Here is a 22,492-nt window from a genome sequence, read left to right as displayed (position 1 = left end):
TTTTCGAATCTGCCATCCTTTCTTCTATAATCCCAACAACCGTTCCAGCTCATCCATTTCTTTTCCGATTTCCAGCTCCAGTTCCCGGATATTGGCCATGATTTCTGATGTTGGAGGATATTCCACTGGGGTGTATTCAATTTCTTTGTATTTATTGATGCTGAGATCATAATCATTCTCTACAATATCTTTTTTCGGTACCATAAATGACTGGTCTGTTCGTTTCCGTTCTGCTTCTTTATCAAGGTTTTTGAAACGCTCTATAATATCCGGAATGTCATTCTCTGTGACCGGAGTACGTTTATCGTCCAGACTGAATCCGTCTGCATTCATATCGTAGAACCATACCTGATCTGTTCCACCGTGTTCTGTTTTTGTAAAAATGAGGATCGCTGTGGATACTCCTGCATAGGGTTTAAATACACCGGAAGGCATGGATATTACAGCTTCCAGTCTCTGATTCTCAACGATTTCTTTTCGGATGGATTTATGTGCCCGTGATGATCCGAAAAGTACACCATCTGGTACAATACAGGCGCATCTTCCTCCAATTTTCATAATCCTCAGGAACAAAGCCAGAAATAAAAGTTCTGTTTTCTTTGTCTTGCAAACTTTAAGAAGATCTCCTGAAACAGATTCTGCATCCAGGCTTCCTTTAAAAGGAGGGTTTGCCAGCACAAGAGAATACTGATCTTTATCTGCATTCTGATCAGATAAGCTATCCCGATACTCAATATAAGGATTTTCTATTCCGTGAGTCATCATATTCATAGCTCCAATACGAAGCATGGTGCGGTCCATATCGTATCCATGGAACATATGATTCATGTAATGATTTTTTTCTGCTTATCATAAAAAATTTCTTCTTTTCTTTTTTCTTTCAGATATTCTCCTGCTGCAACCAGAAATCCGGAGGTTCCACATGACGGATCACAGATAATCTCATCACTGGACGGATCCATCATCTCAACCATCATCCGGATAATATGTCTTGGTGTACGGAACTGTCCATTCCGTCCGGACTGAGCTATTTTTGAAAGAAGATATTCATATACATCTCCTCTGACATCTGCTGTCTGGATTTCATTCATAAGTTTGTAAATTTCATCCAGAGAATCCACCACTTTGGATAAAAGGAGTGGTGTCGGAAGCTTAAATATCGCATCGTCCATATATTTGGAATATGCACTGTTTTTATCATTATGAAGATTTTTTATAAACGGAAATACCCATTCCTGCATGATCATATACATTCTGTCTGCCGGAAAATCATGGAATACGGACCATTTCAGCTGACTTCCGTCAATTGTTCTCTCACCTATTTTTACTTCTCCGGAAAAAATACTCTGAAATGGCAAGCCAAGCATTGCACTTTCTCTTGCACGCATATTATCGGAATCATCCAGATCATGAATAAACATCAGGTATGTAATCTGTTCGATTACTTCCAGTGGATTGACAAGTCCTCCTGCCGCAAATATATCCCATAAACCATCTATTTTGTTTTTAATTCACCAGTGATCATTTTTTATCTCCCATCTATCGTTCATTATTCCAGGTATATTTCGTATACCTGCCACCGCCGATTTTTAAAATTTTTTCTGCTGTCAGTAATTCTGCCAGTGTTCTCTGTATCGTTACCACACTGATATCCGGACATTTTTCTGCGATTTCTTTTTTGTAATTATACCCGGATTATTTTTTATAATCTCTTCTATTCGCTCCGGTTTTGATATATTCTGCGTTATCAGCAATTTTATCCTTGAAGAAAATTCTCTGTATGCTCCTACGATAACGCCAAGCATATATTTTACAAATGGTATATAATCATTCTTATTCTCATACCAGTTCTCAGAACTTTCCCTTAAACATTCATAGTATAATTCCTTTGAATTTTCTATCATTCTCTCGATACTGATATATTTTCCCACAATATAGCCGGATCTGTACAAAAGTAATAGTGTAAGTAAACGGCTCATTCTTCCATTGCCGTCATTAAACGGATGTATGCATAGGAAATCCAGAATAAACATTGGAATCAAAAGAAGTGGATCTATTTCTCCTGTTGCCATTGCCTCTTCAAATGCTCTGCATAGTTCTTCCATTGCTTCCGGTGTTTCCCAGGCCGGTACTGGTTTAAACCGTATTTTTTTATTCCCCGGGAATCTTCTTCCTCAATTATATTATCCGCAGTTTTATATTTCCCTCCAATATTGTAGCTTTCAAATTTATACAAATCTCTGTGGAGCTGTAAAATAATCGCAGACTTTGGTGGGATATGGTCATGACTTTCATGAATTGTATTCAATACATCTCTGTATCCGGCAATTTCCTGTTCATTTCTTGTCCTTGGCCTTGTTTTGTCTTTTACCAATTCCCGCAATCTGATATCTGATGTATAAATACCTTCTATTTTATTGGAACTTTCCGTACTTTGAATCTTGGCGATTTCAACTAATTGTGTAAGAGTATCTGCTTTGGCCTCAATAAAAAGAGTTTGTTCTCCTTTAAATTCATGTATCTGTGTCAGGTAAGATACAATTTCAGGAGTCAACAGATTTTTCCACTTTTCCCGATAATCAAACTGTCTCATATATTTTTCATCACCTTCTTTATCACTCTTTTTTCGATTTTATTTACTTCAAGTATATAAATCAATCTTATCATTGTCAACTTTAATTTGATCATTTTCTCAAGAATGATTAAATTGAAAGTGAAATGATAAAATTAAAAAGCCCAACAATAAATGCTTCTGCACGGATTTTCAGCATTTACTGTCGGACTTTTATCCTTTTTTATTCCTTTTTGAAATATATCACAATATCATATTGTAGAGCAAAAGATTATTCTGCATGGTCTTTCAGGTACTCTGCACGCCCCTCTTCGTAGAGGTTATTTCCCTCGCTGTCAATGATGACTACAAGCGGCATGTCTTCCACATAAAGCTTGCGGAGTGCTTCTGCTCCGAGGTCTTCGTAAGCGATAAGCTCTGCTTTTTTGATGCATTTTGCAAGAAGTGCACCTGCACCGCCGATGGCTCCGAAATATACGCCGTCATATTTTTCATTGCATCTACGACTTCCGGAAGGCGGGCACCTTTTCCGATCATTCCTCTGGCGCCTACGGACATCATAGTCGGTGCATAGGCATCCATACGGCCGCTGGTTGTAGGGCCTGCGGAGCCGATGACTTCGCCTGGTTTTGCCGGAGTCGGACCTACATAGTAAATAGTAGCATCTGTAGGGTCAAAAGGAATCTTTTCTCCTTTTGCAAGGGCCTCGCACATTCTCTTGTGACCTGCATCACGGGATGTATAGATGGTTCCTGTCAGTAAAACCTGGTCGCCTGCATGGAGAGTTCTTGCCAGCTCTCTTGTCAGAGGCAGTGTGATCTTTCTTCTTTCCATATTAAAGCACCTCCGTTTTATGACGTGTTACATGGCAGTTGATGTTAACTGCACATGGCATACCTGCGATATGAGTAGGCATAGTCTCAATGTTCAGACCGATAGCTGTGGTCTTTCCGCCAAAGCCCTGAGGTCCGATACCAAGCTTGTTGATCTTCTCCAGCATCTCTTTCTCAAGATCTGCATAGTAAGGATCCGGGTTCTCTGTATTCAGAGGACGCATCAGCGCTTTCTTTGCAAGAAGTGCACATTTGTCAAAAGTTCCTCCGATACCAACACCAACTACCATAGGCGGACATGGGTTCGGACCTGCAGTTTCTACAACCTCAAGAATGAAATCCTTGATTCCCTGAAGGCCTGCAGATGGCTTGAACATACGGATCTGGCTCATATTCTCGCTTCCGAAGCCTTTTGGTCCTACAGTTACTTTCACCTGATCTCCAGGAACGATCTCTGTATAGATCATAGCCGGTGTATTGTCACCTGTGTTTCCACGGCGTACCGGATCCTTGACAACGGATTTTCTCAGGTAACCTTTATCGTATCCGCGGCGTACACCTTCATTGATGGCATCATTTAAATCTCCGCCTGTAAAGTGGACATCCTGGCCAATTTCAAGGAATACGCATGCCATTCCGGTATCCTGACAGATCGGAACATTCTCACTGTCCGCAATATCAAAATTCTCGATAATGTTATCAAGGACACCTTTTGCGATCTCGCCGTCCTCGCAGGCACGGCAGGTTTTGATAGCATCCTTCACATCTTCCGGGAGATGTTCATTGGCTTCGATACAGAGTTTTTCGATAATCTCTGTAAGTCTGTTTACTTCGATTTCTCTCATAATAGACTCCTTTCGCTTATCTCATATGTTTTTATTATCATAACATATTGTTAACGTTCGTGGCGGGCATATTTCGGCAGAAGCATAGGAGATACGTCTCCTGTATCAACTCCTGCATTTTTCAGTTCCTCTTCATATTTTCTGATATGATCCAGATTCATAGTGCCAAGCTCTACCTCTTTGCATTTGGCAGCTGCTTTTTTACCTGCATTTCGTCCGAATACAATTACATCAAGAAGAGAGTTGCCCATCAGTCGGTTTCTTCCGTGGATTCCGCCTGCTGCCTCTCCTGCAACCAGAAGGTTCGGGATTTCTTTTGTAAAGCCGTCTCCGTTGATCTCAAGACCACCGTTCTGATAATGAAGGGTCGGGTAGATCACGATCGGGACTTTTCTCATATCAATGCCGTAATTCATGTACATACGGAACATGGCAGGGATCCTCTTTTCGATAGTTCCCTCACCGCCCAGGATCTCGATCATCGGAGTATCCAGCCATACACCTTTTCGTCCACCTGGAACTTCAACGCCACGGCCTTCCTCACACTCGCGGATAACACCGGAAGCATTTACGTCACGGGTTTCCAGCGGATGAATATAAGCCTCTCCGTTTGCATTTACAAGCTGTGCACCAACGGAACGAACCTTCTCTGTTACCAGGGCACCAAGGATCTGTGACGGATAGATCGCACCTGTTGGATGATACTGGATAGAATCCTGGTAAAGAAGGGAAGCGCCTGCTCTGTATCCAAGCACGAGTCCGTCAGCAGTTGCTCCGTAGTGATTGGAGGTCGGGAATCCCTGATAATGCATTCTTCCTGCACCACCGGTTGCAATTACAACTGTTTTTGCTCTTGCAACGGAATAGTCTCCGGTTTCCATGTTGAGAAGAACTGCACCGGCAGTCTGACCTTTTTCATCCTTCAGAAGTTCTACAGCGGATGTAAATTCCACTACCGGGATCTTAAGATTTAAGACCTCATCACGGATAGTACGCATGATCTCTGATCCGGAATAATCCTTTGCAGCATGCATTCTCTTTCTGGAGGTACCGCCGCCATGTGTAGTGACCATGGTTCCGTCTTCTGCTTTATCAAACTCAACACCAAGGTCGTTGAGCCATTTGATCGCATCCGGTGCTTCCATTACCAGTCTTTTTACAAGCTCCGGTTTTGCGGCAAAATGTCCGCCTCCAAAGCAGTCCAGATAATGCTGTACCGGGGAATCATTTTCTTTATCTGCTGCCTGGATCCCGCCTTCTGCCATCATGGTGTTGGCATCACCGATACGGAGTTTTGTAACGATCATAACGTTGGCACCTGCGTTGTGGGCCTCGATGGCACAGGAAGAGCCTGCTCCACCACCGCCGATGATCAGTACATCTACATCATAATCGATTTTTGTAAGATCGATTTTTCGTTGAGCAGACGGCTTTCTGAATGGAGCATTTTTGTCAGTTCCAGTGGTGCTTTCTGTCCCTTGTTCGGTCCTACCTTAATCTCTGCAAATGCATCCGGGTTATAGTCCGGATGGAATTTTTTGAGAAGAGCATCTTTCTCATCTGCACTCAGACGTCTTGGCTCTGTTGCCATACGCTCCGCTCTTGTAGCCTCTACCTTTTTGATGGATTCCATCATATTTTCTGGATATGGTGCATACATGTTTTACGCCCTCCTACTTCTCGATTTCTCTGCTGTTGTAAAGTTCCTGCATCTCTGTGATCGGCTTCTGCATGATCTTCTCGATCATATCGTCAAATTTGCCCTCGTGGATCTCTTCCACACGTTTCTCCAGATGCTCGCTTTTCGGCGCAATATATTTTCCGGTGAGACGTCTTGCCAGAAGGCCTACCATCGGATGGGAAATTCCTGCCGGACATCTTACGGAACAGCAGCCGCAGCTTACGCAGTCAAAGGATTCCTCTGCACATTTTTCAAGCTCGCCTCTCTGCGCATATGCAATATACTGCATGACATTTAAGTCCTGTGTACAGGCCTTTGTGCAGGCATTGCATCCGATGCAGCTGTAGATCTCCGGATAAAGCTCCATCATTACCTGCTGGTTCGGCTTAAGATCTTCTATATTATAAAGTCTCTTGTCTGTAGGGAAGAACGGGATACTTGCCACATACATTCCCTCCTGCACCTGTGTCTGACAGGCGAGACAGGTTTTCAGCTCATTCTGTCCCTTGATCCTGTAGATGGTCGCACAGGCACCGCAGAATCCGTGTCTGCAGCCGCATCCTCTTTTTAATGTGTAACCGGCATATTCCATAGCTGTCATAATGGTCAGATCACCGGGAACGCTGTATTTTTACCGAAAAAATATACGTTTACCATATTATTTTCCATGTTGGTGTCCTTTCTTTTATCCAAATCGTACGCCATGTGGAACAGCCATCTCACACGTGCCCGTCGCAACGCTCTGCTGAACTAAGTACTAACTGCGACTAAGGAGTTCAGGAGAGCCTTCACTCCTAAGTCTTCGTAAGTACTGGATTTCAGCGCCGCTAAAATCGCTCCTAAAATGGGCATCTTAGCGAGATGGCTGTTCCACATGGCTGTGTACTGGCTATAACCAGCGCATATATTTGAAAGTTTCTTAAGGTGCAATCTATAACTTAGTACTCATTAGGTAATTCATCCACCTCATCACATCGGAATACTGGGCCGTCTTTGCAGACGTATTTGTCTCCGATGTTGCAGCGGCCGCATTTTCCGACACCGCATTTCATACGAAGCTCCAGTGTGGTATATACCTGATCTCTGGAGAAGCCCAGCTCTTCCAGTCCTGCCAGAACGAATTTGATCATGATCGGCGGGCCGCAGACCAGAGCGGTCTTATTGGTATCAAAACCAATCTCCTTCAGATAATTCGGAACAAATCCTACATGACCGTCCCAGCCTTCCTGCTCACGGTCAATGGTAAGATATACATTTACACCTTCTGTTTTCATCCATACTTCCTGGATTTCCTTAAGCTGCACCAGATCATCTGCGGAACGGGAACCATAGAGAATATCTACTGTTCCGTAATCCTCACGGTTATCCAGCACATAATTGATCACGGAACGAAGAGGTGCCAGACCGATTCCACCTGCGATGAACAGGAGATTTTTTCCCTTTAACTTATCTTCCACCGGAAAATGATTTCCGTATGGTCCGCGGACTGCGATCTCATCTCCAACCTGAAGGCTGTGGAGATAATCGGTAAGGGATCCGCATTTTTTGATGCTGAATTCCTGATAATCCTTTACAGTCGGAGAAGAAGTAATGGAAAACATACCTTCACTGACGCCTGGTGCACAGACCATGGCACACTGTCCTGGCATATGCTCGAAAAGCTTTCCACCCTCCGGAGCTTCCACACGGAAGGTTTTTACATCCGGTGTCTCCTGACGGATATCTGTGATCACGCCAACCTTGGGGATCAGCGTATCCAGTGTATAATTTTTATGACAGGTACATTCACTCATTCTTTTCACCTCCCTGTGTTTCAAAGGCCTTGATGACTTTTACGATATTTAAAGATTCCGGACATTTCTCCACGCAGCGGCCGCAGCCAACACAGGAGAACATGCCGTCATTATTTAACGGATAATAAACAAGCTTATGCATAAATCTCTGACGGAATCTCTGCATCTGGCTGGTACGGTTGTTTCCGTGAGCCATCATGGTAAAATCAGAGTACATGCAGGAATCCCAGCAGCGGTAACGGTGAACACCGTGCCCTGTGTCGTAATCCTTAATGTCATAGCACTGACAGGTCGGACATACGAAGGTACAGGTTCCGCAGGCAAGACAAGGCTTGTACAGTTTCTCCCATACAGGAGAATTGAAACGGTCCATGTATTCTTCCTGCGCCCATCCTTCCAGTGAAAGATGTGTATATGGAAGAAGCTCGATAATACCACGGATCGCCTTCTTCTCCTCTTCTACCTTTGTCTCATCAGCATCTGCCAAAAGCTCCTTCACAGCTTCTGTCAGAGCATTTCCTTTTTCTGTGAGAGGCTTCCAGAAAAGTTCTCCCTCGATGATCCAGGCTGCAACATCTGCTTCCGGATCTGCGGCATCAATGCCAAATACTTTACAGAAGCAGCTTTCCTCCGGTTCATGACAGGCAAGAGCTACGATAGTTCCATGTTCTCTTCTTGCCTGGTAAAAAGTATCCACCGGATCCCCAAGGAACACCTTGTCGAGAACCTTCACGCCCTGTACATCACAGGCTCTCATTCCGAATACGACAAAATTCTGGTCTTTCAGTGCCTGAGGCTCAATGCTGATATTTTTCCCATCTTTTTTACAGGTATAGAGATTTTCACTCTGCGGAAAGAAAGCATCCTTCGGTGATTTCACGGTTTTCAGTGTTTCAAGGGAAACTTCTGCATCCTCGCTCCATGCCTTGAAGTTCACCTGCTCACTTACCTTTACCGGTAAATATAATTCCTGGTCTGCGGCAATTTTCCGGAATAATGCCGGCAGATTTTCTACTGCGATCTTATACATACATTATCCCCTTTCTGCCACGATCCCTGGCTCTACATCCTCAAAGGTAAAGCTGGTAAGCGGACCCTTTGACTCCGCATCCTCGCCTGCCTGATACTCACCGTAAAACGCATCAATATCCTTGATAAACTTACGGTTAAACAGATGAAGGGGAATTCCCTGCGGGCAGACTCTGCTGCACTCGCCACAGTCCGTACATCTTCCGGCTACATGGAAGGCACGGATCACATGGAACATCTTTTCTTCAAAGGAATCCACATTTGCCTTCTGGGCGCTGTCGAACTTATTGCTGTCAAAAACGCATTTGCGGCAGCTGCAGGCCGGACATACATTACGGCAGGCATTACAGCGGATACATTTACTCAGCTCGCTCTGCCAGAATGCAAATTTTTCTTCCGGACTCATTGCCTCGATCCGCTCAACTTCTGCGAAACGGTCAGCGTCCTTTGTCTCCTTTGACTCACCGATCAGTTCATCGTAAATTTTATGCTCTTTTCCTTTACATACATGGCAGCGTTCCAGCATGGCATCTTTGTATGCACAGGTTTTTTCTCCGTAAACAGTATCCACAGTCAATGTCTCTGCATCTCCGGTAATCTCTGCTCCGGAAATTCCCCGGATACCCTTGATCCCCATTTTGCGGATCTTTTCAATATCCAGCTTTCCTTTACAGCCAACACCTACGATATAGGCTTTTTCTCTGTCTACACGATGCTCTTTCAAAAGCTGGTTAAAGCTATATGTATCGCAGGGCTTCAGACAGACCATGGTTTTTCCTTCCAGCTTGGAAGCTTCGATCATATATTTGCTTAAATTGGCACCGCAGAATCCATCATAAACAAAATCCTCCAGAGATTCCGGTGTTTCAAAATAGGCTGGTTCCGGATTAAAGGCAAGATCTCCGGCTTTCCACCCAAGAACCCGGACTACCGTGCCATCTGCAAGCAGTTCTTTTGCACGTTTTATCAGCTCCTGCATCTTATATCCTCCAATCTCACGTTTTTACCAAGTGAATGGATCTTCTCAACAAACTCATTCATAGTCTGTGAAAATTTCACGCCCTCTGCGGCAGATACCCATTCCACACGTGTTCTTCCGTTTTCCACACCAATATAATCCAGCATTGAAAACAGAAGTGTCATACGTCTTCTTGCATAATAGTTTCCGGTACTGTAATGACAGTCTCCCGGATGGCATCCGCACATGATCACACCATCGGCTCCTTTTTCAAAGGCACGGAGGATGAACATGGGATTGACACGGCAGGAACATGGAACACGGATGATCTTTACATCCGCCGGATAGCTCAAACGACTGCTTCCGGCAAGGTCTGCTCCGGCGTAACTGCACCAGTTACAGCAGAATGCCACGATCTTTGGTCTGAATTCTTCCTTTGTTTCTATCGACATATTGCATCCACCTCCGCGATAATCTGTCTGTTGGAGAAGCCCTGAAGGTCCATGGCTCCTGACGGGCAGGCTACTGTGCAGGCACCGCAGCCCTGGCAAAGTGCTGTATTGACAACCGCAACTCTTCTTGTCTCACGGATACCGTGATCGTTGACCTGTTTCTCCTCATAGGAAATCGCTCCGTAAGGACATACATTTGCACAGGTAGAGCATCCGTTACAGAGAAGCTCGTCGGATTTTGCCGTACATGGATTGGTTGTCAGCTTGTCCTTTGCAAGAAGCCCTATGGCCTTTACAGCCGCAGCTCCTGCCTGGGCAACTGTCTCCGGGATATCCTTTGGCCCCTGGCATACACCGGAAAGGAAAATTCCTGCTGTCGGTGATTCTACAGGACGAAGCTTTGCATGGGCTTCTGTAAGGAAATTGTTGGTGTCAATACTTGCAGTAAGCATGGTAGCGATCTTACGTACATCCGGATTTGGCTCAATGGCTGTTGCAAGAACTACCATATCTGCTTTCTTGAAGATCTGCTTATTATCAAGAAGATCCGAGCCCTGAACAAGAAGTGTTCCATCCGGCTGCGGAATTACTTTTCCTACCTGACCTTTGATGTAGTTTACGTTATACTGCTCAACTGCTCTTCTGTAAAACTCATCGAAGTTTTTACCAGGTGTACGGACATCAATATAAAATACCGTCACATTGGTATCCGGATATTTATCACGGATCAGCATGGCATGCTTAGCTGTGTACATACAGCAGATCTTGGAACAGTATGGCTTTCCACGGTCATCGGAGCAACGGCTTCCAACACACTGGATAAATACGATCTCCTTCGGTGCTTTTCCATCGGAAAGGCGCTCAAGATGTCCTTTTGTAGGTCCTGCAGCATTCATGATACGCTCCAGCTCCAGAGATGTGATCACATCCTTGCTCTGGCTGTATGCGTATTCATCGTATTTGTCAAGCTTGATGGTATCAAATCCGGTTGCCACCACGATCGCTCCGTATTTCTGTGTTACGATCTCATCCTGCTGATCGTAATCAATGGCTCCTGCCTGACATACTTTGGAGCAGACACCACATTTGCCTGTCTTAAATTTCAGGCAATGCTCTCTGTCGATCACAGGAACATTTGGAATCGCCTGTGCAAACGGAGTATAAATAGCTGACCGGTTGTTCAGCCCTCTGTTGAACTCATTTGGAATCTTTTTGGAAGGACATTTTTCCTGGCAGACTCCACAGCCTGTACATTTGTCCATGTTGACACTTCGCGCTTTTTTGCGGATATCAACAGTAAAATCTCCTACAAAACCTGCAACTTTTTCTACTTCACTGTATGTATAGATATTGATCTTTTCGTGAGCTGCAGCCTCCACCATTTTTGGAGTAAGGATACATGCGGAGCAATCCAGAGTAGGGAAGGTTTTGTCAAGCTGTGACATTCTTCCGCCGATACTTGGTGTTTTTTCCACAATATCAACTTCATAGCCTGCATCGGCAATATCAAGAGCCGTCTGGATTCCGGCGATACCGCCTCCGATGATCAGGGCTCTCTTTGTAACCTGGCTTTCTCCCGGCTGAAGAGGAGCATTTAAATTGACTTTTGCTACTGCTGCTCTTGCAAGGATCACGGCCTTCTCCGTAGCCTCCTGCATATCCTTGTGGATCCAGGAACAGTGCTCACGGATATTTGCGATCTCCACCATATATGGATTCAGGCCGGCCTTTTCCGCTGCTTTACGGAAAGTTGCCTCATGCATACGCGGAGAACAGGAACAGACAACCACTCCTGTGAGATTTTTTTCACGGATGGCTTCCTGGATCCTGGACTGTCCTGCTTCAGAACACATATACTGATAATCTTCTGCATGGACAACTCCTGGCTCTTTTGCAATGATCTCCACAACTTTTTTCACGTCTACCGTAGCGGCAATATTACTTCCGCAATGACAGACAAATACACCGATTCTCTGCACTTTCTCACCTCCTGTATCTTCTGAACGCACTTACAAGCAGCTGCTGAGGAAGCTCCGGATCAAGAAGCTCCGGAATTTCATTTGGTGAAAGATAGTCTCCGCCTTTTTCCCGAACAACCAGCTGTCTTGCCCCGTCAATGATCTTTCCGGGTTTTACGTCTCGCGGACAGCGCTCCACACAGGCAAAACAGGAAAGACATTTCCACAGAGATGCTGAATTTACAAGTGCTTCGATATTTTCATTGATCACGTAGGACACAAACTGATGAGGCTTGATATCCATCTCGTCAAAGGATGGGCAGGTAGCAGAGCATTTGCCACACTTCATACATTTCAGAGGATTGGTCCCGCTGATCTCCTTTATTTTTTCCGCAGCAGAATGGTTATCTCTCATTTTGCCACCTCCTCTTTGACGCCAAGGGCTTCTGCCAGAAGCTCTGTAAAATAGTAAACCGGCATTTTATTTCCGGAATTTTTATTCAGATTGTATTTGCAGAGCGGACAGGCAGTGATCAGCATATCTGCGCCAAAGCCTGCTGCGCTTTCTTCAATCTTTTCACACATATTCTGTGACATTTCTTTTTCTTTCAGGGATATATATCCTCCACAGCATTCATTTCTGTAAGGATAGATCACAGGCTCAGCGCCAAGGGCACGGATAAAATCCTCCATGATCCTTGGATTTTCCGGATCATCAAATGCCATGATCTTTCCAGGTCTCAGAAGCAGACATCCGTAATAGGCTCCGATCTTCTTTCCGGTAAAAGGATTTACTACTTTTTCTTTCAGTTTATCAAAACCGACTCTGTCCCGGAGAACCTCCAGATAATGGAGAACGGTTGTCTCTCCTTCATAGGGAGCTTCCAACTGCATATAATTGTTGGCTCTGATCCGGATATCTTCCACATTTTTCATATCATCATTGACACGCTTGATCACATGATGACAGGCTGAACAGATTGTCACCAGATCCTGGCCTTTTTCTTTTGCCTGGTTTAACGCACGGACGGAAGAAAGCTTTGTGGCGATCTCGTCTGTGCCAAGCGGATAAACACCACCACAACACTGCCAGTCCTCGATCTCCTCAAGCTCAAACCCAAGGGCTGTGGCACTGGCTCTGGCATACTCATCCAGATCTTTGGCCTTTGTTCTCAGGGTGCAACCCGGATAATAACTGTACTTCATACCTTTCATTATCCTTTCTTAGTCTAAAATCTGACGTTTCTAGTAGATATTCTTGTTCATATATTGTCTTTTTTTTAACGATACATGAATAAAAAAATGAAATCTCAACTAACACTTATTTGAGTTTTTTATCAATTTGCACCCAAATAAAAGAGAAAAACACTCTTCCTCCGCAATTAAGAAGTGTATTAGCTCGATTTCCGAAATCATCATATCACGTTATTTCTGTTTCGACAAGGCTTTTTCGATATTTTTTTGTGTTTTTTTAACGTACTTTTGAAAAACCTTATCATTTACGATCCTGCTTCCATGATAATTTTCATTTTCGGGCATAAAAAAAGCTCCGGATCTCTCCGAAGCTTTTTTGCTCCTATCAGTAAATAATGATCGGATAACCTGCATCAATGGTGTTATAGATCAGTGCTGCCTGATCCTTAGGCAGATTGATGCAGCCGTGGCTTCCGTTGGTTTTATAACGGTTCCCGCCAAAGGATGATTGCCAAGACGCATCATGAAGTCCCTGTCCGTAGACAAAAGGCATCCAGTAATTAACCTTTACATCGTAACCATATTCATTGCTGGTAAGGTTAAAGGGACTCGCCTTGTAGGCGATCGGCCATGCACCACGATATGTTTCACGCCCCTTCACCGGCTTACCGCTGACAATATCTGTTTCCGTCACAAGGCTTCCGTCCTTATACAGCCACAAATGCTGTGCATCCAGACTGACCTCTATGTAACTGCCTGCCAGATCGTCTGTTCCGTTTCTCTGGTATCCTTTTTTGCTGTAAACAGGCTCTCTTGTTACAGCAGTACCGCTTTTCAGGTCTTCCAGAAGCTGAGCATATTCTCCGTCCTGATCGATCCGGTATCCGTACTCATTTCCCTCAATGGTCACATCCGTTCCCGTAGATGTATGAAAGGTGCGGGGAACATAAATGGTATTGTATTTGTTGGCAAGCTCACTGATGTAGGCTTTAATGGCTTCTTCATCTAAAGTCAGCGTCTCCCCTTCAGCCTTCAGCCAGGATGTGATCGTATCGGAATCCAGAACAGCCGTTTCACTTCCGAATGTATAAGTTACTGTACTGCTGCGGTATTTCTTCAGCTGGCTGTTCAGGTCTGTAACCTTATTTTTCATATCCTCTGTTGCAGTGACAGTCGGACTTACATACACATGCTTGTTGATCGGTACTGTAATGATATCCCCAAGCAGAGCCGTATCAAATGCTGCGTTCAGATTTGTGTCCACGGTAGTCTCCAGCTTATCCGGATCGATCTCCGTCCCCTGTACCTGCTTCACAAGGGTGAATTCTTTTTTCTCCTTATCGTACTGAATGGCTGCATCAACAGAAGCTTTTCTTTCTTCCGTACCGAAATTTGAAAGATCGAGAGCCTGCTTTTCCTGCTCCTCATCTTCCTCGATCTGACATTCCGGTTCTATATTTTCTTCCTTTGGAAAAAGCTTCCGGCTCTCTTCCCGCTGTTTCTGAATTTCTGTAAGCTTACTCAGAAGGGCTTCTTCATTGAGACTGTAGCCCAGCTCTTTCAAAGTAGTACTGTAAACTTCCTGATCATTTTCCTGAAAGGATACCGGACGATCTGCAAATTCCGCAGTGATCTTTTCTTCTGCCTGCTTTGCATCCAGTCCGGAAACATCCACTCCCCATATGGAAATCTTCCGTCCCAGCGTATTGTGATCTGCCAAGTATGTATAGACAAATAACCCTGCCACTGCCAGGATTGTTACGCCAATGCAGATCCCAAGTATGATCTTCAGTGTCTTTTTACTGATGGTTGATCTTTTCTCCATACCCTTATCCCTCGAGTCTTATGTAATATATGTTATGTTGTCACACTGGCTGTTATTATAATACAATAAATCCCATTTTCTGTAAAAATGACTTATCCCGGATCCTTCTGATCCGGTAAAAAAGACAGACTGACGCCTCTGCGAAAATCTGTCTTTCTCATACGTTTCTTTATCTGTTTCTGGCAACAGTATTTCTCTCAGAATCTTCTGCTTCTTATTCCGGCATTACGATCTTGCCTGCAACGGCACAGGCTGCTGCTGTTTTCGGAGATGCCAGATAGATCTGAACCTTGGAAGTTCCCATACGTCCCAGGAAATTACGATTGTTGGTTGCCACGACCTTTTCACCGTCTGTCAGGATTCCGCCGGTCCTTCCGCAGCAAAGTCCGCAGCCCGGATGTGTAATGATAGCCCCTGCTTCCGCAAGAGTATCCAGAATGCCAAGCTCAATAGCCTGACAGTAAATTTTGCGGCTGGCAGGAGTCACGATCAGCTTTACAAAGTCTGCAACCTTTTTGCCCTTCAGCACCTCTGCTGCCGCCATAAGATCCTCCAGACGTCCGTTGGTACAGGAACCGATGAATACCTGGTCGATGGTCTCACCCTGAAGCTCACTGACATCACGGATCTTGTCCACCTGAGACGGACATGCCATTACCGGCACAAAATCCTCTGCTTTATAAGTTATGGTCTTCATGTAGACAGCATCCTCATCTCCCACAAGACTCTTCTGATAATCATCAAGCTCTACGTTGCAGTAAGCAGCTGTCTTCTCATCCGGTGTGAAAAGTGCACATTTCGCACCGGCCTCAATTGCCATATTCGCCATAGTCATACGGCTTGCCACAGACATATTTTCAATGGTGCTTCCGGAAAATTCCAAAGCACGGTAAGTAGCTCCATCTGCACGAAGGTCACCGATCAGGCGGAGGATGATATCCTTGGACATGACATTCTCCGGAAGTTCTCCGTCGATCACAACCTTTATGGTTTCCGGAACCTTGATCCACATGGTTCCTGTTCCCAGGATGCTGGCCATCTCTGTGTAACCGATGCCGGAAGAAAACGCACCGACACATCCATAAGTCGTGGTATGGCTGTCTGTGCCAAATACAATATTACCGGGTTTAACATAACCTGCCTCAGTCATAAGCTGATGACAGATACCGTCACTTCTGTGTACGTTTTTCATGCCATATTTAGCTGCAAAAGCATCTCCCACATGGAAATGTCTGGTATCATCCTGCTGACTTGCCGGTACAAGATGGTCATAGATCAGAACAACCTTGTCCGGATCCCACAGCTTCTGAAAGCCCATCTCCTCAAATTTTTCCGCTACAAACGGAATAAAGATATCATGGATCATCACTCTGTCCACATTGACCGTCACGATATCACCAGGCTTTACTGCCTTGCCTGTATTATGTCTGATAATTTTTTCAATGATCGTCTCGCCCATTATTTCTCTCCTCTCCGTTTTTTTAGTCCAGGCCGTTCAGCTTACGCATGGCTTTTACCAGTCCGCCAGCCTGGATGATATCCATCAGATTCTCTGGAAGAGAAGCGATCGGGTACTGTTTTCCATTGTGCTCTACATGCTCATTCATTACTACCGTAACCTGATCTCCCTCTTTTACATTGTCATGAAGATCCGGCTGCTCAATAAGAAGAAGGCCGTTGTTAATGGAGTTGCGGAAAAAGATCCGGGCAAAAGATTTCGCAATGACACACTGCACACCCAGTGCCTTGATGATCTCCGGTGCCTGCTCTCTGGAGGATCCGCATCCGAAGTTCTTTCCTGCTACAATAATGTCGCCCTTTTGGATCTGTCCGGCCAGCTCCGGACGAAGGGGACTGAATCCGTACTGTTTCATATCGTCAATGGTTTTCAGTGCAAGGTACTCTGTCGGGATAATGATATCCGTATCGATATCATCACCAAGTACCCATACTTTTCCTGTAAATGCTTCCATATGTATATCTCCTGTTTATTCCGTTCCGTATCATCAGGCAAATGTTTTCTGTCTGCCCTGTTATAAGAACCCACGCCGAAACGGATCATCCTCTGATAATTTCTGAATATATTATTTAAATCTTTTCTGAAACTCTTATACTCTGTCAGCAATTGCGATCTCACCTGCAACGGCAGATGCAGTAACTGTTGCCGCAGATCCCAGGTAAACCTTGGAGCTCGGATGACCTGCACGTCCCTTGAAATTACGGGTTCCTGTGCTGATCAGGACCTCATTCTCGCCGATAACACCCTGGCAGCTTCCCCAGCATACACTGCAGTTCGGGTTCATAACAATAGCCCCTGCTTCCATGAAGATATCGATAAGCCCCTCCTTTAATGCCTGACGATAGATGGTCTGGCTTGCAGGAACAACCAGGAAACGAACTCCCTCTGCAACTTTTTTGCCTTTGATCACCTCTGCGCCTACACGGAGGTCTTCAATACGGCCGTTATTGCAGGAGCCAAGGAACGCTTCGTTGATCTTGATGCCGCAGGTTTCCTCAGCCGGAACCACATTGTCAACAAAGTCTGGCTTCGCTACAACCGGACGAACTTTTGAAAGATCAAAGGTATACTCTCTTGCGTAAACAGCATCCGGATCGCTGTGATATACCGCTTTTGGCTCACGTCCATGCTCTTTCAGATATTCCAGAGCTTTATCATCAGCCTCAAAGATCCCTGTCTTCGCACCGGCCTCAACAGCCATGTTGCAAAGTGCCATACGGTCGCTGATGCTTAATGTTCTGGCGCCCTCACCGGCAAACTCCATTGCCTGATAGTTGCAGCCGTTTGCCCCGATCTCGCCGATAATGGTAAGGATCAGATCTCTTGCGTAAACGCCCTCAGGAAGCTTCCCTGTCAGGTTAAATTTTACGGTTTCCGGAACCATGACCCAGGATGTTCCGGTTACCATTCCGTAAAGGAAATCTGTGCATCCTACACCGGTACCGAAAGCACCAAGTGCTCCGTAGGAACAGGTATGGCTGTCAGCACCGAAGATCAACTGTCCCGGACGGACATAATTCTCGATCATGATCTGGTGGCAGACACCCTTTCCTTCCCAGAAATCAATATTATTTTCTCTTGCAAAATCTCTCATCTTTTTCTGGGATGCCGCTGTTTTCGGGCTGTCAGACGGTACGTTATGGTCTACGATAAATACCAGCTTCTTTGTATCTGCAATATGAGGATTTTTTAATTTATTGTTGTACATATCAACAGTCAGATGTGTGGTTCCGTCATTACTCATCAGATGATCCAGTGAAACTGTATAGATATCTCCGGGTTTTACACTGTCCACTCCAGCCGCTGCCGCGATGATTTTTTCTGCGATCGTCATTCCCATCTCTTATTCCTCCTCACGGTTCAGAGAAGCGATAAGGCCGCCCTGATTCAGTATATTCTGCATGTATTCCGGCAGTTTTGTGCAGGAATAAGTCTTACCATTGGCAACAGCAGTTCCCTCGGACATATGAAGCTCCAGGGTATCTCCTGTCTTCACAGCATCCGGAAGATCCTTACAGACAATTGCCGGAAGTCCGATATTAATGGCATTGCGGAAAAAATACGGGCAAAAGATTTCGCAATAACTGCCTTTACTCCAAGTGCCTTAAGAACACCCGGTGCCTGCTCTCTGGAGGATCCGCATCCGAAGTTCTCTCCTCCAACTACAAAATCTCCCGGTTTAACCTTTTTGGAAAAATCCGGATCCAGTGATTCAAATGTGTGGCCCTTCATTTCATCCAGATTCGGCAGAAGCAGATACTGGGATGCAATGATCTGATCGGTATCAAGGTCATTATGAAATTTAAAAATTGTTCCCTTATCCATAAAACAAGTTCCTTTCTGATCGTTATCCATTTCCGGGTTAACATTCCTCTGTTACCCTTTTCGTCCTATATTCTAACACAAAACGTCATATAATTAAAATGTATATTTTTAATACTTAATATAACTTTAAGTTATAAAGTCATTTCCCTGTGATCAGCGCAAAATATCCCCACTCCCACAGAAGCTCTTCAAAACTGTTCTCAAGATATTCCCGGATATCGTCTTCCTCATATCCGGTCATTCTGGAGATCACTACCATATAATCCCGGAGTGTTTCGTAGGGAAGAGATCCCCGTCCATCTTTCTGCCACCGAAGAAAAACAGCCTGGCGGATGGTGGCATATTCCATACCGATCCACTGCATATGGACCAGGGCATCTTCCAAATCTCCCTCCGGTGTCAGAAGATCTGAATATACTTCGTTGGCAAGAAAGCTCCGGAGAAGGTCTTCATATACACGAAATTTCCGATAAAAATCCTCCCGGGCTTCCACCAGTTCCTCTTCCTCATATTCTTCGGACAATTCCTCCGCAAGCTCCATCACCGGCTCCAGATATTTCCGGTAAAGTCCCTCTTTCCGGTAATTTACAGCCAGGTCCTGCAAAAGTTCATTGCATTCGTCCATGGTATCCAGAACAGGCAGCTCTATTTCATTAATAGCATGTTCCAGTTGGCGAATCGTTTTCTCTGAAAAATAATCTTCCACAAGCTCTGTGGTAAGCGGCATGTTCCAGTGAAGTTCCTTCAGAACATAAAAACTTTCAAGAAGGATTTCCTCCGGTGTTTTTTCAGGATCCATTATAAGATCCATAACCTTCCGGCGCACAAGAAAAAGCGGCTGTTCCTTTTCTTTTGGAGTTTCCGGAAAAGCGATTCTTTTCTTCTCCTTCCAGATGTCCAGGACAGCCGGGCAACAGGGCATCATGGTCGCTTCCTTATGATCCTGAAATTCATGGATCTCCCTTGGAAAAATCTGGCAGGTCTCTGAAAGCATCGAATCCCCATAAGCACTTACCAGATAGCACAGTCTGTTCTTTGCAAGAAAAGGACAATCGTGCTCTTCCGTCATCTTCATGATCCGGCTGCCGTCCTTTTTCATGGTATAGGCCTGCAGGCAGCTTCTGTGTCCGGGCACCTCTGACGGCGGCTGGATGGTTTTCCAGTTTCTGTAGGTTTCATCATCTATGTTGATCTTCCATTCCCTGCAGCAGCTGATGGTGCATTTGTCTGCAATACAGGTAAATTCGTCGTAATAATCAGGTTTTAATAATTCCATGTTTCCTCCATATTCTTTATTTTCCAGCTCCAATGTCTCCTGTTTGCAAAATGGACATGAGTTGACCTGTTTTATTTTCCCCGTAAACACAGAAAAGCGGAATTCTATCCGCTTTTTCTGATATTCTGTGTATTCGTTTTTATTCTGCAGTCTCTCCCAGAAGCTGCCTGTGAACTTTCCGCCTTACAAACCAGAAACAGGTCACCTGCATGATGATCGTAAGGATCCAGGATGCCGGGTAGGAAATAAACAGTACCTTCAATGATCTGTGTGCCGGGAAAATTCCGAATATCCACACGATCCGGAGTCCGACGGTTCCGATGATCGACAGGATCATGGGGACACCGGAGCGTCCCATTCCGCGCAGTGCTCCCGGAAACAGATCCATCTGTCCGCAAAGGAAATAGGTAACTGTGGTATAGACAAGAATCTCCATTCCGCATTGGATAACCTTAGGGTCTTCCGTATAGATCTTCAGAAGCTGCGGACCGAAAAAGTATGCACCACAGCCCATGGCAAAGGATACGACAAAGGACAGGATCATACAGTCAACAAGCACCCGGTCCATACGTTTCGGTTTTCGCACACCATAATTCTGACTGGTAAAGCTCATGCAGGCCTGGGTAACTGAATTTACAGACACATACAGAAATCCGAAGATATTGTTTGCTGCCGTATATCCTGCCATTGCAATGGAGCCAAAAGAATTTACAGAGGACTGGAGCAGCACATTGGAAAAATTGATCACTGTACTCTGGATTCCTGCTGGAAGCCCTACCTGAAAGATCTGTTTCAGATATTCCATATTTATGGACAGACTCGAAAAACGCAGCTGATAGCTTCCCTCTGTCTGATACAGGCATCGGAGAACAAGGATACAGGAGATCAGCTGAGAAATCACGGTTCCGATTCCGACACCTGCCACACTTAAATGACAAATAATCACAAAAAACAGGTTCAGAAGCGCATTGGCACAACCGGAAATGATCAAAAAGACCAACGGCCGCTTGGTATCTCCCACTGCACGCAGAATTGCTGCGCCATAGTTATACAGCATAAAAAACGGCATTCCCAGAAAATAGATACGCATATAAAGAGTAGAAAGATCGATCACATCCTCCGGCGTATCCATCAGCTCCAGGCAGATTCTGGCAAAGATTACTCCCAGAACTGCCATGATGATCCCGCTGATCAGAGCCAGCAGGATCGATGTATGTACTGTTTCTGACATTTCTTCATCCTTACCGGCAGCATAAAATCTGGCTGCCAGCACATTGGCACCAAGAGAAATCCCGATAAAAAGGTTGGTAAACACATTGATCAGTGCGGTAGTGGAGCCTACTGCCGCCAGCGCCTCACTTCCGCTGAAACGTCCCACTACCACGATATCCACTGCATTGAACATCAGCTGCAGGATACCGGACAGCATCAGCGGCAGTGAAAACGAAATCAGCTTGTCCATGATCGACCCATTGCACATATCGATCTCATACTTGTTTTTTTTCACGATTTCATCCCCCATAATCATACTTAGACAAAAATATTATAGCACCTTTCGTCAGAAAGCTACAATGAAATATTTTTATGGAGAATATACAGCGGCTGCATAAAATACGCAGCCGCACAGTAACGTGTGTTTATCATTTCACTATCTTTCCAGGAGTCCTGCATCACGAAGGTTTGCAAGAAGTGCATTAAAATCCTCTACAATATCATCTACCGTTGTTGCATTTCCAACAGCAGCTGCCGGGGTTACTGTTCCGGCAGGGCCAGTGGCTCCTGTTGCTCCTGTTGGACCTGCTGGACCGGTGGCTCCGATCGCACCAGCCGGACCTGTTACCCCCGTCGTTCCCGCTGGACCCGTGGCTCCTGTTGCTCCTGTTGCTCCTGTCGCTCCCATTGCTCCCGCTGGACCCGTGGCTCCCGTTGCTCCCGTCGGACCTGTTACTCCTGCCGGACCGGTGGCTCCTGTTGCTCCCGTCGGACCCGTGGCTCCCGTATATCCCTGTATTCCCGGTTCCCCCTGCGGTCCCTGAGGACCCATAGGACCCGGAACTCCCGGACAGCCTCTTGTTCCACATCTGTCACATCCACAGGAACTATGATTTCCATAACAGGACATACAGGACAAATCCTCATGACTGTCCTGCTGCATTTCCATTTCCTTACGTTTTCGATGCCTGAACAGCATTCTTCGATCACCTCATAGGAAAATAACTTTCCCTACAGTAT

The 22,492-nt window shown here is 45.2% G+C and carries 22 protein-coding genes and 2 pseudogenes; all 24 read right to left on the bottom strand.

The genetic code is table 11. The features are described 5' to 3' along the window. Positions 1–24: 24 nt before the first annotated feature. The 24 genes and pseudogenes from CK1_RS18745 to CK1_RS02155 all read right to left on the bottom strand — a co-directional run bounded on the left by CK1_RS18745 (position 25) and on the right by CK1_RS02155 (position 22,451). Positions 25–1,525, bottom strand: a pseudogene (locus CK1_RS18745) (class I SAM-dependent DNA methyltransferase). A 112-nt stretch (positions 1,526–1,637) separates the two neighbouring features. Continuing rightward, a complete protein-coding gene (locus tag CK1_RS17870; RefSeq protein WP_353611104.1) occupies positions 1,638–2,105 on the bottom strand; it encodes a Fic family protein in 468 nt (155 codons plus the stop codon). Then, complete coding sequence (locus CK1_RS17865) at positions 2,054–2,593, bottom strand: Fic family protein (protein WP_015524697.1); 540 nt, start codon at positions 2,591–2,593, stop codon at positions 2,054–2,056. The genes CK1_RS17870 and CK1_RS17865 overlap by 52 nt, the downstream gene beginning before the upstream one ends. Positions 2,594–2,843: 250 nt before the next feature. Beyond that, positions 2,844–3,406, bottom strand: a pseudogene (locus CK1_RS02245) (Fe-S-containing hydro-lyase). Between the two features lies 1 nt (position 3,407). After that, positions 3,408–4,250 (bottom strand): fumarate hydratase, encoded by an 843-nt coding sequence (locus CK1_RS02240; protein ID WP_015524694.1) that lies wholly within the window; start codon positions 4,248–4,250, stop codon positions 3,408–3,410. Between the two features lie 50 nt (positions 4,251–4,300). Beyond that, entirely contained in the window at positions 4,301–5,587 is a 1,287-nt protein-coding gene (locus tag CK1_RS02235; RefSeq protein WP_353611210.1) for an FAD-binding protein, read from the bottom strand. A 44-nt stretch (positions 5,588–5,631) separates the two neighbouring features. Continuing rightward, on the bottom strand, positions 5,632–5,910 hold the full coding sequence (locus CK1_RS17860; RefSeq protein WP_015524692.1) for a hypothetical protein: 279 nt from the start codon (positions 5,908–5,910) through the stop codon (positions 5,632–5,634). Between the two features lie 13 nt (positions 5,911–5,923). After that, positions 5,924–6,532, bottom strand: coding sequence for a 4Fe-4S dicluster domain-containing protein (locus CK1_RS02230; protein ID WP_015524691.1), 609 nt, complete (start codon positions 6,530–6,532; stop codon positions 5,924–5,926). Positions 6,533–6,869: 337 nt separating this feature from the next. Continuing rightward, a complete protein-coding gene (locus CK1_RS02225) occupies positions 6,870–7,724 on the bottom strand; it encodes an FAD/NAD(P)-binding protein (RefSeq protein WP_015524689.1) in 855 nt (284 codons plus the stop codon). Next, positions 7,717–8,754 (bottom strand): 4Fe-4S dicluster domain-containing protein, encoded by a 1,038-nt coding sequence (locus CK1_RS02220; RefSeq protein ID WP_015524688.1) that lies wholly within the window; start codon positions 8,752–8,754, stop codon positions 7,717–7,719. Before CK1_RS02220 ends, CK1_RS02225 begins: the two co-directional genes overlap by 8 nt. A 3-nt stretch (positions 8,755–8,757) precedes the next feature. Then, positions 8,758–9,732: a 4Fe-4S dicluster domain-containing protein gene (locus tag CK1_RS02215; RefSeq protein ID WP_015524687.1), complete on the bottom strand. Its 975-nt coding sequence runs from the start codon at positions 9,730–9,732 to the stop codon at positions 8,758–8,760. Beyond that, entirely contained in the window at positions 9,720–10,163 is a 444-nt protein-coding gene (locus CK1_RS02210; protein WP_015524686.1) for a hydrogenase iron-sulfur subunit, read from the bottom strand. Before CK1_RS02210 ends, CK1_RS02215 begins: the two co-directional genes overlap by 13 nt. Continuing rightward, positions 10,154–12,142, bottom strand: coding sequence for a CoB--CoM heterodisulfide reductase iron-sulfur subunit A family protein (locus CK1_RS02205; RefSeq protein ID WP_059085575.1), 1,989 nt, complete (start codon positions 12,140–12,142; stop codon positions 10,154–10,156). The genes CK1_RS02210 and CK1_RS02205 overlap by 10 nt, the downstream gene beginning before the upstream one ends. A gap of 4 nt (positions 12,143–12,146) precedes the next feature. Then, positions 12,147–12,536, bottom strand: coding sequence for a 4Fe-4S dicluster domain-containing protein (locus CK1_RS02200; protein ID WP_015524685.1), 390 nt, complete (start codon positions 12,534–12,536; stop codon positions 12,147–12,149). Further along, positions 12,533–13,327 (bottom strand): CoB--CoM heterodisulfide reductase iron-sulfur subunit B family protein, encoded by a 795-nt coding sequence (locus tag CK1_RS02195; protein ID WP_015524684.1) that lies wholly within the window; start codon positions 13,325–13,327, stop codon positions 12,533–12,535. Before CK1_RS02195 ends, CK1_RS02200 begins: the two co-directional genes overlap by 4 nt. 373 nt (positions 13,328–13,700) lie before the next feature. Further along, on the bottom strand, positions 13,701–15,140 hold the full coding sequence (locus tag CK1_RS02190; protein WP_015524682.1) for a L,D-transpeptidase family protein: 1,440 nt from the start codon (positions 15,138–15,140) through the stop codon (positions 13,701–13,703). Positions 15,141–15,354: 214 nt separating this feature from the next. Continuing rightward, positions 15,355–16,599: a 3-isopropylmalate dehydratase large subunit gene (locus CK1_RS02185; protein WP_015524681.1), complete on the bottom strand. Its 1,245-nt coding sequence runs from the start codon at positions 16,597–16,599 to the stop codon at positions 15,355–15,357. Positions 16,600–16,621: 22 nt separating this feature from the next. Continuing rightward, positions 16,622–17,113, bottom strand: coding sequence for a LeuD/DmdB family oxidoreductase small subunit (locus tag CK1_RS02180; RefSeq protein WP_015524680.1), 492 nt, complete (start codon positions 17,111–17,113; stop codon positions 16,622–16,624). Positions 17,114–17,248: 135 nt separating this feature from the next. After that, positions 17,249–18,499 carry a 3-isopropylmalate dehydratase large subunit gene (locus tag CK1_RS02175; protein ID WP_015524679.1) on the bottom strand — a complete coding sequence of 417 codons (1,251 nt, stop codon included), beginning with the start codon at positions 18,497–18,499 and terminating at the stop codon, positions 17,249–17,251. 3 nt (positions 18,500–18,502) lie between these two features. Further along, positions 18,503–18,655 carry a 3-isopropylmalate dehydratase small subunit gene (locus CK1_RS17855; RefSeq protein WP_353611103.1) on the bottom strand — a complete coding sequence of 51 codons (153 nt, stop codon included), beginning with the start codon at positions 18,653–18,655 and terminating at the stop codon, positions 18,503–18,505. Beyond that, on the bottom strand, positions 18,652–18,984 hold the full coding sequence (locus CK1_RS02170; RefSeq protein ID WP_353611102.1) for a LeuD/DmdB family oxidoreductase small subunit: 333 nt from the start codon (positions 18,982–18,984) through the stop codon (positions 18,652–18,654). The genes CK1_RS17855 and CK1_RS02170 overlap by 4 nt, the downstream gene beginning before the upstream one ends. A 139-nt stretch (positions 18,985–19,123) precedes the next feature. Beyond that, positions 19,124–20,260 carry a flagellin lysine-N-methylase gene (gene fliB, locus CK1_RS02165; protein ID WP_059086870.1) on the bottom strand — a complete coding sequence of 379 codons (1,137 nt, stop codon included), beginning with the start codon at positions 20,258–20,260 and terminating at the stop codon, positions 19,124–19,126. A gap of 139 nt (positions 20,261–20,399) precedes the next feature. Next, entirely contained in the window at positions 20,400–21,767 is a 1,368-nt protein-coding gene (locus CK1_RS02160) for an MATE family efflux transporter (RefSeq protein ID WP_330383238.1), read from the bottom strand. A 141-nt stretch (positions 21,768–21,908) separates the two neighbouring features. Continuing rightward, positions 21,909–22,451, bottom strand: a complete 543-nt coding sequence (locus CK1_RS02155; RefSeq protein WP_015524676.1) for a collagen-like domain-containing protein — start codon at positions 22,449–22,451, stop codon at positions 21,909–21,911. Positions 22,452–22,492 lie beyond the last annotated feature (41 nt).

It is taken from the genome of Ruminococcus sp. SR1/5 (assembly GCF_000209835.1).
GTDB lineage: Bacteria > Bacillota > Clostridia > Lachnospirales > Lachnospiraceae > Blautia_A > Blautia_A fusiformis.
The sequence above is the reverse complement of the archived record's forward strand: the minus strand, read 5'-3'. Positions and strand labels throughout refer to the sequence as shown.